Source organism: Clostridium sp. LBM24168 (assembly GCF_052953915.1).
Window position 1 is genome coordinate 567,888 of sequence record NZ_CP196861.1, and the last position, 15,097, is coordinate 582,984.

The window sequence follows — 15,097 nt, forward strand, 5'->3', positions numbered from 1 at the left end:
TGATAACGATGAATTTTAATGTAAAACCATTTCTAAAATGGGCGGGAGGAAAATCACAGCTTTTATATGAAATAATTCAAGAATTACCAATGAATATTAAACAGATAAGAAGATATGTGGAACCCTTTGTTGGTGCTGGTGCTGTATTTATATATTTTTTAAAGAATAATTATTTTGAAGAATATATTATAAATGATATAAATTCTAAATTAATAAATTTATATGAGGTTATTAGAGATAAACCAGAGGATTTAATTGAAGAAGTTCAAAGATTAAAAACTAAATACTTAGAAGCAGATTCAGAAGGAAGAGAACAACTGTTTTATAAAGTAAGAACTAATTTTAATAATGCAGAATGTAACATTATACAGTCATCTGCATATTTTATTTTTTTAAATAAAACTTGTTTTAATGGATTATACAGAGAAAATTCAAAAGGTGAATTCAATGTTCCATTTGGTAAATATAAAAATCCAAGTTTTTTTGATGAATTACAATTGAGAGAAATATCAAGATTATTAAACTTAAGAAATGAAAATGGAAAATTCAAAGTTAAGATACTAAATAAATCTTTTGATGAACTTGAAGAATATGTAGATATTAATACGTTTGTTTATTGTGATCCGCCATATAGACCAGTAACAGCGGGAGGATTTACATCATATAATAAAAGTAATTTTAATGATGAAGAACAGATTCTATTAAGAGATTTCTGTGAAACGGTACATAAAAAAGGCGCAAAGATAATGTTAAGCAATTCCGATCCCAAGAATTTAGATGAAAAAGATAATTTCTTTGATGATTTATATTCAAAATTTAATATAAAAAGAGTTTATGCTAAGAGAGCCATAAATTCAGCAGGTGATAAGAGAGGGAAAATCACAGAACTATTAATAACAAGCTATAAAGAGCAAGCTGATAGGGAATCAATACCGACTACAGTAGATGAAGATGTAAAAGGCTACTTAAAGACTGAATCTAGTGATTTAGTAAAAATATTCACTAAATCTTTATTAGAAACAAATAGAGGATTTAATTTTTATGTTAATTGGGAAAGACCTAGTAAAATTGTAAGTGAATATAATATAGAACTTAATACTTTAAATGCACTTGTGAAAAATAAAAATTATGATGAAGATTTCAAAAAAATAGTTAGAAAAATTCCAACTGTAATAAATGTTTTCCCAGCTTTATTTGCCTTATCAAAAAATGAAAGAGATAGTTTAAAAAATGGTAAGGAGTTATTTAAAGTTGTAAACATAGATGCTTTAGAAGATGATATGATGGAGTATAGATTCAATATAGATGATGAAGAAACCTTAAGTGAATATGAGATAGATAAATATTTAGATTTTACTAAAAAAATAGGATTAAAATACTTATTTACAGATTTATTAGAAAAACATTTAGTTGATTATTTAATTGGTTGTGAAGTAGGTTTAGATAGTAACGGAAGAAAGAATAGAGGCGGATTAGCTTTTGAATTAGCTTTAGAACCTATAATAGTATATATTGCAGAAAAATATAATGTAGAAGTAATAACTCAAAAACAATTTAAAACGTTAAGACAAAAGGGATTTGAAATTTCAGAAGATATAGCTAATAGAAAGGCTGATTTTATATTACTAAAAGATAATAAAATTATGAATATAGAAGCTAACTTCTATGGTGGTTCTGGTTCAAAACCAGAGGAAATAATAGATTCATACATAAATAGACAAGAGGATTTAAGAAATAATAATATAGAATTTGCACTTATAACTGATGGCAAAAAATGCTGGGGAAATGACCATAAGCCACAATTATTAAAAGGTTTTAGACATTTAAATTATCTATTGAATTTCAATATGTCTAAGAATGGAATGTTAGAAGAAATTATAAACAACATTTTTTAAATTATTTATAATATAGGAATTTTTAATTATAAACTCATAATAATTGAAAAATTTAGCAACTGTCTATTGACAATGGAAAGAGTTTCCTATACAATAATATTAACAAATATGCGAACACGCTATTTTGTGTAGAAAGGGATTAAAATGAATGATATGTTGGGCTTTGGAAAATTTATAACAGGTAAAAGGAAATCACTTGGAATGACATTAAGAGGAATGGCTTCTGAACTAGGAATTGCTCCCGCATATCTCAGTGACATTGAGAAAGGCAGAAGATATCCACCGGATATGGATAAACTTAAACAAATGGCTGAAATCTTAAAATTAACTGAGGATGAGAAACATACAATGTTTGATTTGGCGGGAGAAGGTAAAAATACAATAGCACCTGATCTTCCGGATTATATAATGTCATCTAAAAAAGTAAGAGTAGCACTAAGAAAAGCTAGAGAAGTTGCGACAGAGGAGGATTGGGAAGAATTTGTTAAAAAGTTAGATAACAAGGGGGACAAAGATTAGTGTATATTGATATTTCACGAAGAAAAGATAATGGTCTGCCGTTGCTTTATAAAAATGATATTGAACAAATTTCAAAACTGTACTTAGAGGATTTCAATTCAAAAATATTAGAGGAACCCATACCAACTCCAATAGAAGAATTTCTGGAAAATTATCTGGGACTTGACCCGGATTATGCAGATATAACACCTGACGGAAGCGTTCTTGGGCTAACAACTTTTGATAGTGGAAATCTTACTGTATACGATTTAGAAAATAACAGATATAGAGATATATCTGTTGAAAGAGGAACTGTAATTATAGACAATACACTTGTTTCAGGAGATCAAGAGGGAAGATTCAGGTTTACTTGCGGTCATGAATGTGGACATTGGATACTTCATAGAGATATGTTTAAGTCAGATGAAAATCAACTTAATATTTTTGATATGTTAAATAATAAAGAAGCAAAATCAATAAAATGCTTAAAAAGAAATTTTGAAAAATATTCATCAAAAAGGACACTTGAAACAGATAATGACTGGATGGAATGGCAGGCAAATTTTACATCATCGTGTTTTGTAATGCCTAAAGACACTTTTATAATGGCATCACTCAATATATTTAGAAAAGTTGGTATTTATACTGATTATATAGTTTTAGGACAAGATGCCTATACTTATGAATTTGCAGATGATATGTCAAGGAGACTTTCTAAAATATTTAATGTATCAATACAGGCAGCTTCAATAAGACTTAAACAGTTAAAACTCATAAGAGAAGAAACAGCATAATTAGGATATTACTAATGTGCTGTTAGTATATATTTTTTTAATCTTATGTTAGCATAAAAGCGTATAAGCATAAAAGGACAGCTAGTATACAAAATATTTAAAAGAGGTGTTGTAAATGGATATTAATATTAGATTAAAAATAGATTCCCAAGATATTATGAAGGTTTTATTGGATTCAGTTAATTCCCTGTCAAAAATAGAATCTAATTCAAATGAAGGCAGTAATAATACAACCTTAAAAAAAGTAAGAAGTGACTTCAGTAGTTTTTCAAATATTTGTGAGATGGAAAACCTGGATATATTTGAAAAAGTAGAAGAAAAGTATAATGCTACTAATATATTTTTTAATCCTCTTAAGATTATTATAGACAAGGAGTTAAGAGAGTCCATTGCAAAAGCACAACAAATGCTATCGCAGGATCATAAACAAGTAATACAGTTACGATCTAATGGAATGACAGCAAGACAGATCTCTGAGATGGCAGGCATCAGTGAGGCTGATGTTAATTCTATGTTTTATAAAGCTGTTAAAGAGTTTAAAAAGAATTTTAGAGACATATATAATAAATAATTTTTCAGAAGCTTTAGCACTGAATAATATTAGTTATGAAGCATTATTAAATAAAAGCATTTCATATTGTACAATCCAAATTTAAGAAGACTATGTATTCATCATTAAGATGACAACATGGTCTTTTTTTGTGCCCAAAAAAGACTCAGCTATATTGTTTGCTATCTAAAGCTATAAACAATTGAGGCTTAAAAATCTATAACAAATTGTGTTTATAAGCCAGAGACTTAAGTCTTTGGCTTTTTTTATTCCAAAAAATAAGGAGGAAAAATAATGAACAAATTCATTAAAATTGGTGAAGAACTGGTTCCGGTAAGTGAGGAAATTTATAAGGAGTATTATAAAATGGACCGACATGCTAGATATCTTGAAAAAGACGTAAAAGTGGGAAGCAGTAAAATTGATCCAACAACAGGAGCTGTTAAATATCAACCCAGCAAGGAAGATTCTATTGAAAGGTTAATGGATCAAGGCTCAGATTTTGCAGATGACCAAGCTGTAGAAGATATTGTCTGTTATAGAGCAATGCTTTTTATTTTACAGAAGGCAATGTCAGAATTAAATAATGAAGAACAGAAACTAATACAAGACCTATATTATAACAATCTTACGGTGAGACAAGCAGCACAAAAAGAAAACGTTTCCCATGTAACTATTATTAAAAGACATAAAAAAGTGTTAACTAAACTTAAAAAATATTTTTTATAAATTTGGTTACCAAACACACCTCCTCGTTGGCTAATAAGTGAAGGGATTTATTTTAAATAAAGAGGAGGTGTGAACTTATGGAGGCAAATGTAAGTAAGGAGATCCAAGAGGAAATGGTTGGGGTTTTAACAGCTATAAGCATTGTATCTAGAAGACTGGCCGCAAGATTGAAAGAACAAAATCAGAAAGAGGAAGGAAGGTCAAATGATGGACAAAAATAAAATAATTCAAGATATTATAGTTAATTTAAAAGGTATTACTAGTAGCTTGGAAACTTTAGTGAAAACATTGAATGAATCAGCAGATTCAGAACAAAAGAAAAATACAAAAGAAATAGAACAGAAACAGCCAACACTTGAAGAAGTTAGAGCAGCTATGGCTGAGAAAAACCGGGAAGGACACCGGGAAGAAGTTAAAGCAATACTTGTTAAATATGGTGCCAATAAACTGACTGCCCTTGACCCTGAGCATTATGTTGAGGTGTTAAAGAAAGTTGGTGAAATAAAATGAGTGGCTCATATAACGAGCATTCTAAATTTTCACCCTCTTCAGCACACCGTATTTTAGCTTGTACGCCTTCTCTGCTTTTAGAACAGCAATTCCCAAAAGAAGCAACTTCTTATGCAGAAGAAGGTACAGCAGCACATGATCTTGCAGAGCATAAATTAAAGAAAGTATTGAAAATACGTTCAAAGAAACCTGTCAGTAAGTATGACTCAGATGAAATGGATGAGTATACAGATACTTATGTAGAGTACTGTTTAGAGATTATTGAGAAGGTAAAGGAAAACTGTAAAGACCTTCAAATTTTAATTGAGCAGAAACTGGATTTCAGTGATTATGTTGAAGGCGGATTTGGAACAGGAGACTTTGTAATAGTTGGAACAGGTAAACTTCATGTTATTGATTTTAAATATGGAAGAGGTGTCATAGTATCTGCAGAAAAAAATCCTCAGATGATGCTTTATGCATTAGGTGCATTGTCTCTCTTTGATATGCTCTATGACATTAAAAAAGTCATTATGACCATAGTTCAGCCAAGGGCAGATAATTTCTCCACATATGAGATGAGTGTAGATGACCTCCTTAAATGGGCGGAGGAAGAGTTGAAACCAAAAGCACTTCTTGCGTTAAAAGGAGAAGGAGAATTTTGTGCGGGGAAACACTGCAGATTTTGCAGAGCTAAAAATAAGTGCAGGGTCAGAGCAGCTAAAAATCTGGAACTTTTAAAATATGAATTTGCAGATCCGGCACTTTTAAGTGATGAGGAAATAGCTGAAATTATAGGAGTTTCAGAAGAACTTTCCAAGTGGGCAGGCGATATTTATACCTATGCTTCAGCACTTGCTGTCAATGAAGGCAAGCAGTGGGATGGATATAAGCTTGTGGAAGGAAGAACTCGAAGGAAGTATACCAATGAAGAAGCTGTAGCTGAAGCTGCAAAGAGTGCTGGATACAGTGATATTTACAAGAAGAATTTAATTCCTGTAACTGAAATGGAGAAATTGATGGGAAAGAAAAAATTTAAGGATATATTAGGCTTTTTGGTGGAAAAGCCAAGGGGTAAATTGACCCTGGTATCAGAGTCAGATAAAAGAAAAGCAGTAGAACCAATAACTGCAGAGTTTAAAGTTGAAGAATAATATACAGCTTAGAAAAGCTGAAATCAAAATATCAGGAGGAATTTATAATGAGTAAAAATACAAAAGTAGTAATACCAGGAAGATTGAGTTATACAAATTTATTTGAACCAAAAAGCATAAACGGGAGTGAGCCTAAGTACAGTGTTTCTGTAATTATACCCAAGAGTGATAAGAAAACTTTAAATATCGTTCAGAAGGCTGTCGAGGAAGCTAAAAAAGAGGGTATAGGAAAATTCGGGGGAAAGATTCCTAAAAGCTTAAAGACACCGCTTAGAGATGGGGATATTGACAGAACGGATGATCCGGCATATGAAAACAGCTATTTTATAAATACAAATTCAAAAGATGCACCGCAGATTGTGGATGCAAGAATACAGCCGATTCTTGACAGAAGTGAAGTTTACAGCGGCTGCTATGGGAAGGTAAGCATCAATTTTTATGCTTTCAACGTAAACGGGAATCGCGGAATTGCCGCAGGACTTGGAAATGTTCAAAAGCTTCGGGATGGTGAGTCTTTAGGAGGAAGATCAAGAGCAGAAGATGATTTTGAAATTGAAGATGATGATGACTTTATGTCATAGGAAGCAGGAGCAGCTGTTTAGTTCCTTGCGCCATCACAGGAGGAGTAAATATATGAAAATATTATCTATAGATATAGAAACTTTTTCTGATGTGAACCTTGGCAGGTGTGGAGTGTACAGATATGCTGACAGCCCGAACTTTGACATTATACTATTTGGATACAGTATAGATGGCGGTTCTGTAGAATTAATAGATATTTGCAGTGGTGAGGAATTACCTCAATTTATTATAGATGCATTAATTGATGATGATGTTACCAAAACAGCGTTTAATGCTCAGTTTGAAAGGGTCTGCTTAATGAAGTATCTCTCAAGAGTACTTCATAGGAATATATATCTTAAGCCTTCTTCCTGGATCTGTACAGAAGTACAGGCTTCAATGTTAGGTCTGCCGCTTAATCTGGAGGGAGTAGGTAAATTACTTAAACTTAATGAGCAGAAAATGGATGAAGGCAAGGCATTGATTAGATATTTTTGTACACCCTGCAGAGCCACTGCTGCTAATGGTGGAAGAACGAGAAATATGCCGGAAGATGCACCTGAAAAGTGGGAAATATTCAAAAAATATAATATACGAGATGTTCAGGTGGAACTTTCCATTCGTGAAAAGATAAAAAATTATCCTATATCAGAAAAAGAGCAGAAATTTTATATACTGGACCAGGAAATAAATGATCGTGGATTAATGGTGGATATGAAATTGGTAGAAGAAGCTATTTCCTGCGATAAACAGTTCACAGTTGCAGCTACAGAAAAAGCTTATGAGTTAACAGGACTTGAAAATCCTAATTCTGTAGCACAGCTGAAAGGCTGGCTGAAAGAACATGGTGTTAAGGTAGAAAGTCTTTCAAAAAAGGCAGTAACTGAACTAATAGATGAAACAGAAGGTGAAGTGGAAGAAGCCTTAAAGCTGAGACTTTTAATGGCTAAAACCAGTGTGAAAAAATATGAAGCTGTTGAGAGAGCAGTCTGCTTGGACGGCAGAGTTCACGGATTGTTTCAGTTCTATGGAGCCAATCGAACAGGAAGATGGTGTTTAACTGGAGACCATGAAGTTCTTACTTCGGAGGGATGGATGAGGCTTGATGAATGGAAAGGTGGAAATATAGCTTGCTGGTCACCTGATACTGAATTTATTTCATTTCAAAAATCGAGAACTCTTGAATTTGATTATGAGGGAGAAATGTATTTATTGGAATCGCAGAGGTGTTCTCAGTTAAGTACGCCAGACCATAAAATGCCGTATTGGAATAAAAATGGCTTTTGGAGTATAGATACTATATTAAATCTATCTAAAAAACGATTCAGTATACCTTATACGGGAAGACGTATAACAAATTGTAGTTTAGAGCATATAGAATTAAGAATCTTAATTATGACTCAGGCAGATGGATATTATACAAAAGATGGTGATCTTAGATTTCATTTTAGTAAAGTTAGAAAAATTGAGCGCTGTAAAAGACTATTAAGGGGGGCAGCAATTGTATTTACTATTCATGAAAGAAATGATTCAAGTGTAATATCTATAAAATCCAGAATGCTTCCACTCTGGCTTAGAACGTTTAGAAATAAAACTTTTCAAATGTGGTTATTGGACGAATCAGCGGATGTCATTTTTGATGAACTGGAATATTGGGATGCTTACAGATGTGGACCTAATTCAATTCAATATTCAACAACAAATAAACAAAATGCTGATATTATCCAAGCACTAGCTAATCTTTCAGGAAGATCTGCAACAATTGTTAAAAAGGTAAGAGCAAATAAGAATTGGAATGATGCCTATATAGTAAATATTTGGCTTAATCCAGGGGGCAAAAATGAAATAAAAAATAAGCCTGCTAAAAAATTCTATAGGGGGAAGGTATATTGTGCAGAAACAAATACTGGTTTCTTTGTAGTTAGACGTAATGGAAAGGTATGGATAACTGGGAATTCAGGGCGTTTAGTCCAGTTTCAAAATTTGCCTCAAAATCATCTGAAGGATCTAGAACTTGCAAGGGGTTTAATAAAAGAGGGAAGATTTGAAGATGTGGAATTGTTGTTTGGAAATGTACCCGGTGTGTTGTCTGAACTTATCAGGACTAATTTTATCCCTGAAGAGAAGTACCATTTTATAGTAGCTGACTTCTCGGCAATAGAGGCGAGGGTAATTTCATGGCTTGCCGGTGAAAAATGGAGACTCGAGGTTTTCGCATCTCACGGAAAAATTTATGAAGCTGCTGCATCTATGATGTTTCATGTACCTGTTGAAAGTATTACTAAAGGCAGTCCGCTAAGACAGAAAGGGAAAATTTCAGAACTTTCCTGTGGATATGGCGGCGGTGTTGGTGCATTAAAATCCATGGGGGCTCTGGAAATGGGAGTTAAAGAACATGAACTTCAAGGTCTCATAGATAACTGGAGATCAGCTAATCCTCATATTGTGAAGTTCTGGTGGGATGTGGACAGGGCAGCTGTTAAAGCAGTGAAAGAAAGAGGTAAAATATCTACCCATGGTATTAACTTTACTTATAAAAGTGGAATGTTATTTGTCAACTTGCCATCTAGAAGAAATCTTGTTTACGTAAAACCAAGGATTGGATTAAATAAATTTGGCAGAGAAGGACTCACTTATGAGGGAATCGGAACAGCCAGGAAGTGGGAGAGAATAGAAACTTATGGGCCTAAAATTGTAGAAAATATTGTGCAGGCTGTTTCAAGAGATCTGCTGGCAGAAGCCATGCTACGATTAGATGAAGCCGGGTATAAGATAGTTGCCCATGTACACGATGAGGTTATATGTGAAGTACCTATAGGAGAAGGTTCTGTAGAAGAAATGTGTGCAATTATGGCAGAATCGCCTAAATGGGTAAAAGGATTACCTTTAAAGGCAGATGGCTATGAATGCAATTTTTATATGAAAGACTAGGAGGTTACCATGAATTTTGTTATTTCAACCGGCAACAGCCGTAAGGATAAATTTTGGAAAAAACAATCAGTGACCTGGGATGAGTTTACAGAAAGACTCTCCCATACCACTGTTACAAGTGAAACCCAGGTAGATTACAGAAAAATGAAGAAATTTCAGCAGGATAATGTAAAAGATGTAGGAGGGTTTGTAGCAGGAGAACTTAAAGATGGGAGACGCAGGAAGGAAAATGTAATTTCACGTTCAGTGATAACCCTGGATATGGATTATGCAGATAATGTTGAAAATATAATTTCAAATATTGAAATGCTATATGACTATACCTGCTGTATATATTCCACTCATAAGCATACTCCCGAAAGGCCTAGACTCAGAATTATTATTCCACTGTTAAGACATGTGACAGCAGATGAATATCAGGCTGTGTCACGTATGATAGCAAAGCAAATTGGAATTGAACTGTTTGATGATACAACATATGAACCCAACAGACTGATGTACTGGCCAAGCACCTCAGCTGACGGTGAATATTTCTTTAAAGTGATTGACGGGGAATTTTTAAATCCTGACAGTATTCTTTCACTGTATAAAGATTGGAAGGATACGTCTTCCTGGCCTGTATCCTTAAGGCAGACAGCTGTTATACAAAAAGCTGTTAAGAAGCAGGAAGATCCACTGGAGAAGAAAGGTATGGTGGGCGCATTCTGCAGAAGTTATACCATTGTGGAAACTATAGAGACTTTTTTATCGGATATTTATGCACCCAGTGTAATTCAGGACAGATATGACTATATACCTGCTGATTCTTCAGCTGGCGTGATTATATATGAAAATAGATACGCGTATTCACATCATGCCACGGATCCCGCCTGTGGGAAACTTTTAAATTCCTTTGACCTGGTAAGAATTCACCGTTACGGAGATATGGATGATGAAGCAGATGAAAATAAACAGCTGCTGTCTTATAAGGCAATGGTGGAGTTCTGCAGGGAAGATGAGAAGGTGAAAAGACAGCTTTCAAAAGAACGTGAGGAAGATATCAGAGAAGAGTTTGATAATGACTGGGAGCTTAACCTGGAAATTAATAAAAATGGGACGGTCAAAGACACACTCAGCAACATAACAGAAATACTCCGCCATGACAGCATGTTCAGAGCCATTTCGTACAATGAGCTGTCGCATACCATAGATGTTAACGGACAGCTTCCGTGGAAACAGGTAAAGCAGGGCTGGAGCGATTCGGATCTCTCCTGCGCCAAGGTGTATCTGGATAAAAAGTACGGTATCTGGTCACCGGGGAAGTTTAAAGATGCGCTGCTTGCGGGAGCTTCGGAGAGATCATTCCACCCGATTAAAGATTATTTTAATTCGCTGCCTGCCTGGGACGGAATAGAGAGGGTGGATACTCTTCTTATTAACTACTTTGATGCTGAGGATAATATTTATACCAGGGATGTAATGAGGAAAACTTTAGCTGCAGCGGTGGCCAGGATATATGAACCGGGGATAAAGTTTGATTATGTATTAATTTTAAACGGTGATCAGGGAATTGGAAAATCCACTTTCTTTTCAAAGCTTGCAGGAAGATGGTTTTCTGACAGCCTGACAATATCAGATATGAGGGATAAGGCTGCGGCGGAAAAGCTCCAGGGTTACTGGATTTTAGAACTCGGGGAGCTTGCAGGCCTCAGAAAGATGGATGTTGAAACAGTTAAATCCTTTATCACAAGGACGGATGATAAATTCCGCCAGAGTTATGGAGTAACTGTTGAAAACCACCCGAGACAGTGCATCATAGTCGGGACCACCAACGCAGAAAAAGGTTTTTTGAGAGATGTGACAGGCAACAGGAGATTCTGGCCTGTCCAGGTAAAACTAGGTAAAAAGAGTGTCTGGGATGAACTCAGCCAGAAAGAGGTTGACCAAATTTGGGCGGAGACAATTGTAAAGTATAAAGCGGGAGAAGAATTAACATTAAAAGGAGAATCAGCAGTAATGGCTTATCAGCATCAACAGGAAGCCATGGAAGAAGATGATCGTGAAGGTCTTGTTAGAGATTATTTAAATACACTTTTGCCAGATAATTGGGATGAGATGGACTTATTTCAAAGACGTAATTTTTTAGTAGGTGACAGTGAATTTGGCACTGAAACTTTAGTAGGTACTGTAAAAAGAGAAAAAGTATGCATTCAAGAGATTTGGTGTGAATGTTTTGGTAAAAAGAAAGAAGATATAAGAAGAAGTGATTCTTTTGAAATACAAGGTATTTTAGTAAAAATAGGAGGATGGAAGCGTTATAGGGGTAATAAATTTGGTAAGATGAGGATTCCTATTTACGGTCCGCAATTAACATATATAAGAGATGAAAACTAATGCAAGTTTACAAGAACTAAATAAATGTTTTTAAGATACTTAAGATTAAAACAGGTACATTTTAAAAACTTGTGTCAAATGTATATAAAACAAGGCTTTATACTATATTAGTTCTTATGTTCTTATCTATATTATAGAGTATGTATATATATTATATATAGAGTATATAAGGTACACACGTAGATATACGCACGCGTAAGAGTTTAAAACCCTAAGAAACAGCCTTAAGAACTAAAGATGGAAGGTAAAAATCATAATCTCAGCTATAAAAAAAGCATGGAGGGCAGTAAAATGAGAGAAAAAGATATAGAGCAGATACTAATTAGAAAAGTGAAAAAAAGAGATGGATTAGCATTAAAGTTTATTTCTCCTAATGTGAATGGAGTGCCAGATCGTCTGGTGCTCCTCCCTAAAGGCAAAATAGCATTTGTAGAATTAAAAGCACCAGGAAAGAAAATGAGACCTCTTCAAATAAAAAGAAAAACACAATTAGAATCATTAGGATTTTTAGTTTATTGCATAGATAGAAAAGAAGATATAGAAGGTGTTATAGATGAAATTGAAAAAAGTAAATTATAAACCGCATGGATATCAAGCTTTTTCAACAGAGTTTATATTAGAACATAAATCAGCAGGACTTTTCTTGGAATGTGGCCTTGGCAAAAGTGTAATCACTTTAACTGCAATTGTAGAACTTATGTATAATATGTTTGATATTTCAAAAGTTTTAGTAATCGCACCTCTTAGAGTAGCTGATACTACATGGCAGGATGAAATAGAAAAATGGGAGCATCTAAAATGTTTAAACATTTCAAAGGTACTGGGAAGCAAGAAAAATAGGATAATGGCACTTTATAGAAAAGCAGATGTATATACCATCAACAGAGAGAATGTTCCATGGCTTGTGGATTTTTATAAAAATGATTGGCCTTTTGATATGGTGGTTATTGATGAGCTTTCAAGTTTTAAATCACCGTCAGCTAAAAGGTTCAGGGCTCTAAAGAAAGTCAGACATAAGATTAAAAGGATTATAGGACTTACCGGAACGCCTGCTCCTAACGGGCTCTTGGATATCTGGAGTCAGATTTATCTTTTAGATAGAGGAGAAAGACTTGGAAGAACTTTTACCGGCTACCGAGGCAGATATTTTCATCCACAAAAATATATCAACGGCGGAATACCCGCTGACTATGCTGTTAATGAAGGTGGAGAAGAAAAAATCTATACAAAGATTTCAGATATATGCATCAGCATGAAGGCTCTTGATTATTTAAAAATGCCTGAGTGTATTTTAAACAAAGTAGAAGTGGAACTTTCAGAAAAAGAGATGAAACTGTATAGAAAGCTGGAGAGGGATTTACTCCTTCCTTTTGAGGACAGTGATGTAGATGCGGCAAATGCGGCAGTTCTCGCAAACAAACTTCTCCAAATGGCAAATGGTGCTGTTTATGATGAATTTAATGATGTGAAATATATACATGACAGAAAGTTAGATGCCTTAGAAGATTTAATAGAATCAGCTAACGGCAAACCAGTACTTGTATATTATGCCTTCAAACATGACAGAGATAGGATTAAAGCACGCTTTAATGCAGGAGAAATTAACACTTCAGAGGATATTGAAAAGTGGAATGAGGGAAAAACTCAGACAGCTCTCTGTCATCCGGCTTCTACAGGACACGGTCTTAACCTTCAATACGGAGGCTGTACTATTATCTGGTTTGGTCTTACCTGGAGCCTTGAACTTTACCAGCAGGCAAATGCAAGACTCTGGAGGCAGGGACAAAATCATACTGTGGTTATCCACCATATCCTAGCTAAGGATACAATAGACGAACGTGTTATGAAGGCACTTGAAAATAAAGATACAAGCCAGGCAGCTCTGATTGATGCAGTTAAAGCAGGAACGGGCGGTGGGGATTATGAATAAAAAAGAACTTTCACAGCTTTATTATCTTAACCGGGAGATTGAGCAGTTAAAAAGCAGAATAGAAGAACTGGAATGCATTGCCGTTTCAGATACATCAAGAATAACAGGTATGCCGCACGTCACAGGAATATCAGATAAAGTAGGCAGATACGTTGCTGAAATTGCAGACCTTAAGGAACTGCTGAATTTAAATTTGAAGAAGTGTTTCTATGAACTCAACAGACTTAACAGGTATATAGAAAGTATTGATGACAGTCAGATGAGGATGATTATGACATTGAGATATGTAAACGGGCTTAGCTGGAGACAGATTGCATTTAGCATTGGCGGCGGGAATACAGAAGACAGTATTAAAAAACTTGCCTATAGATATTTAAAGAAAAATTGAAAGTTGTCCCTTTTGTCCCGATTATATATGTTAGAATAATAGCATAGAAATATAAAAAGCTCTCAGAAAAGTCTGGGAGTTTTTTATAACCCAAAAAAATAATAAATGAAAGCTTCTGAGGAGATTACCTTGGGAGCTTTTTTATTTGGAGGAATAAATATGTTTGTTCACAGGTGCAGAAAATGTATTTGGAGTAATAAAATAAGCAGAGATCTTTTATACTGTATCTTTCCGAGATGCATTATGAAAATGAGAACAGGAGTAAAGAAAAATGAGTCCGAAAAGACCTCTAAAACCTTGTAAGCATCCAGGCTGTCCCAAACTTACAGAAGGAAGATACTGTGAAGAACATAAAAAACTTTATGTTAAAGAAAGAGACAGCACAGCAGGCAGAGGTTATGGCAGTAGATGGAGAGCAGCAAGAAACAGATACCTCAAAGCTAATCCTTTGTGCGTAAGATGCAGAAAATGGGGAAAGCTAACTAAAGCAACTGTTGTTGATCACATTGTTCCTCACAGAGGTGACAGGACTTTGTTCTGGGATGAAAGCAACTGGCAGCCGCTTTGTAAGAGGTGCCATGATAAGAAGACTATGACTGAAGATAGATATCAGGAATATAAATTTTGATCCGAAGAAATTTTATCAGAATCCCAGGGGGGTCAATATCTCTAAATGGGACAGGCAGATGACCGCCGCCCCCTCTCGTGTGAATTTTCGCAGAATTAAACAAGGGGGGTAATGAAAAATTCCAGAATATAAAGGCCTGATTAAGCAACTGTAGTATCTTGCAGCTGCTTTTTTACT

Annotated in this window: 15 protein-coding genes; all 15 read left to right on the forward strand. The window is 34.6% G+C overall.

Annotated elements, in window-relative coordinates; translation table 11 throughout:
- The first annotated feature begins 8 nt into the window (after window positions 1–8).
- Complete coding sequence (locus ACSVC9_RS02770) at window positions 9–1,895, forward strand: DpnII family type II restriction endonuclease (protein WP_446898864.1); 1,887 nt, start codon at window positions 9–11, stop codon at window positions 1,893–1,895.
- Window positions 1,896–2,039: 144 nt separating this feature from the next.
- The gene (locus tag ACSVC9_RS02775) at window positions 2,040–2,414 is read left to right on the forward strand and encodes a helix-turn-helix domain-containing protein (RefSeq protein ID WP_195603701.1); all 375 of its coding nucleotides are present in this window, start codon (window positions 2,040–2,042) and stop codon (window positions 2,412–2,414) included.
- The gene (locus ACSVC9_RS02780) at window positions 2,414–3,187 is read left to right on the forward strand and encodes an ImmA/IrrE family metallo-endopeptidase (RefSeq protein WP_446898865.1); all 774 of its coding nucleotides are present in this window, start codon (window positions 2,414–2,416) and stop codon (window positions 3,185–3,187) included. The genes ACSVC9_RS02775 and ACSVC9_RS02780 overlap by 1 nt, the downstream gene beginning before the upstream one ends.
- A gap of 115 nt (window positions 3,188–3,302) precedes the next feature.
- Window positions 3,303–3,758, forward strand: coding sequence for an RNA polymerase sigma factor (locus ACSVC9_RS02785; protein ID WP_446898866.1), 456 nt, complete (start codon window positions 3,303–3,305; stop codon window positions 3,756–3,758).
- Window positions 3,759–4,031: 273 nt separating this feature from the next.
- Entirely contained in the window at window positions 4,032–4,466 is a 435-nt protein-coding gene (locus tag ACSVC9_RS02790; protein ID WP_446898867.1) for a sigma factor-like helix-turn-helix DNA-binding protein, read from the forward strand.
- Between the two features lie 77 nt (window positions 4,467–4,543).
- Window positions 4,544–4,687 (forward strand): hypothetical protein, encoded by a 144-nt coding sequence (locus ACSVC9_RS02795; protein WP_195962553.1) that lies wholly within the window; start codon window positions 4,544–4,546, stop codon window positions 4,685–4,687.
- Window positions 4,671–4,976 (forward strand): hypothetical protein, encoded by a 306-nt coding sequence (locus ACSVC9_RS02800; RefSeq protein ID WP_446898868.1) that lies wholly within the window; start codon window positions 4,671–4,673, stop codon window positions 4,974–4,976. The genes ACSVC9_RS02795 and ACSVC9_RS02800 overlap by 17 nt, the downstream gene beginning before the upstream one ends.
- Window positions 4,973–6,109 (forward strand): DUF2800 domain-containing protein, encoded by a 1,137-nt coding sequence (locus ACSVC9_RS02805; protein ID WP_446898869.1) that lies wholly within the window; start codon window positions 4,973–4,975, stop codon window positions 6,107–6,109. The genes ACSVC9_RS02800 and ACSVC9_RS02805 overlap by 4 nt, the downstream gene beginning before the upstream one ends.
- 47 nt (window positions 6,110–6,156) lie before the next feature.
- On the forward strand, window positions 6,157–6,690 hold the full coding sequence (locus tag ACSVC9_RS02810; RefSeq protein WP_446898870.1) for a DUF2815 family protein: 534 nt from the start codon (window positions 6,157–6,159) through the stop codon (window positions 6,688–6,690).
- A gap of 52 nt (window positions 6,691–6,742) precedes the next feature.
- Window positions 6,743–9,601, forward strand: coding sequence for a DNA polymerase (locus ACSVC9_RS02815; RefSeq protein ID WP_446898871.1), 2,859 nt, complete (start codon window positions 6,743–6,745; stop codon window positions 9,599–9,601).
- Window positions 9,602–9,610: 9 nt separating this feature from the next.
- Window positions 9,611–11,974: a VapE domain-containing protein gene (locus tag ACSVC9_RS02820; protein WP_446898872.1), complete on the forward strand. Its 2,364-nt coding sequence runs from the start codon at window positions 9,611–9,613 to the stop codon at window positions 11,972–11,974.
- Window positions 11,975–12,265: 291 nt separating this feature from the next.
- Complete coding sequence (locus ACSVC9_RS02825; RefSeq protein ID WP_039652104.1) at window positions 12,266–12,553, forward strand: VRR-NUC domain-containing protein; 288 nt, start codon at window positions 12,266–12,268, stop codon at window positions 12,551–12,553.
- Complete coding sequence (locus tag ACSVC9_RS02830) at window positions 12,528–13,904, forward strand: SNF2-related protein (RefSeq protein ID WP_446898873.1); 1,377 nt, start codon at window positions 12,528–12,530, stop codon at window positions 13,902–13,904. Before ACSVC9_RS02825 ends, ACSVC9_RS02830 begins: the two co-directional genes overlap by 26 nt.
- Entirely contained in the window at window positions 13,897–14,292 is a 396-nt protein-coding gene (locus ACSVC9_RS02835) for an RNA polymerase subunit sigma-24 (RefSeq protein WP_338433255.1), read from the forward strand. Before ACSVC9_RS02830 ends, ACSVC9_RS02835 begins: the two co-directional genes overlap by 8 nt.
- A gap of 271 nt (window positions 14,293–14,563) precedes the next feature.
- The gene (locus ACSVC9_RS02840) at window positions 14,564–14,920 is read left to right on the forward strand and encodes an HNH endonuclease (RefSeq protein WP_136710952.1); all 357 of its coding nucleotides are present in this window, start codon (window positions 14,564–14,566) and stop codon (window positions 14,918–14,920) included.
- Window positions 14,921–15,097 lie beyond the last annotated feature (177 nt).

Coding starts and splice junctions, on each gene's coding strand:
- ACSVC9_RS02835 (WP_338433255.1), top strand. CDS start 13,897: ATGAATAAAAAAGAACTTTCACAGCTTTATTATCTTAACCGGGAGATT.
- ACSVC9_RS02830 (WP_446898873.1), top strand. CDS start 12,528: ATGAAATTGAAAAAAGTAAATTATAAACCGCATGGATATCAAGCTTTT.
- ACSVC9_RS02805 (WP_446898869.1), top strand. CDS start 4,973: ATGAGTGGCTCATATAACGAGCATTCTAAATTTTCACCCTCTTCAGCA.
- ACSVC9_RS02795 (WP_195962553.1), top strand. CDS start 4,544: ATGGAGGCAAATGTAAGTAAGGAGATCCAAGAGGAAATGGTTGGGGTT.
- ACSVC9_RS02790 (WP_446898867.1), top strand. CDS start 4,032: ATGAACAAATTCATTAAAATTGGTGAAGAACTGGTTCCGGTAAGTGAG.
- ACSVC9_RS02800 (WP_446898868.1), top strand. CDS start 4,671: ATGATGGACAAAAATAAAATAATTCAAGATATTATAGTTAATTTAAAA.
- ACSVC9_RS02820 (WP_446898872.1), top strand. CDS start 9,611: ATGAATTTTGTTATTTCAACCGGCAACAGCCGTAAGGATAAATTTTGG.
- ACSVC9_RS02840 (WP_136710952.1), top strand. CDS start 14,564: ATGAGTCCGAAAAGACCTCTAAAACCTTGTAAGCATCCAGGCTGTCCC.
- ACSVC9_RS02785 (WP_446898866.1), top strand. CDS start 3,303: ATGGATATTAATATTAGATTAAAAATAGATTCCCAAGATATTATGAAG.
- ACSVC9_RS02775 (WP_195603701.1), top strand. CDS start 2,040: ATGAATGATATGTTGGGCTTTGGAAAATTTATAACAGGTAAAAGGAAA.
- ACSVC9_RS02825 (WP_039652104.1), top strand. CDS start 12,266: ATGAGAGAAAAAGATATAGAGCAGATACTAATTAGAAAAGTGAAAAAA.
- ACSVC9_RS02815 (WP_446898871.1), top strand. CDS start 6,743: ATGAAAATATTATCTATAGATATAGAAACTTTTTCTGATGTGAACCTT.
- ACSVC9_RS02770 (WP_446898864.1), top strand. CDS start 9: ATGAATTTTAATGTAAAACCATTTCTAAAATGGGCGGGAGGAAAATCA.
- ACSVC9_RS02810 (WP_446898870.1), top strand. CDS start 6,157: ATGAGTAAAAATACAAAAGTAGTAATACCAGGAAGATTGAGTTATACA.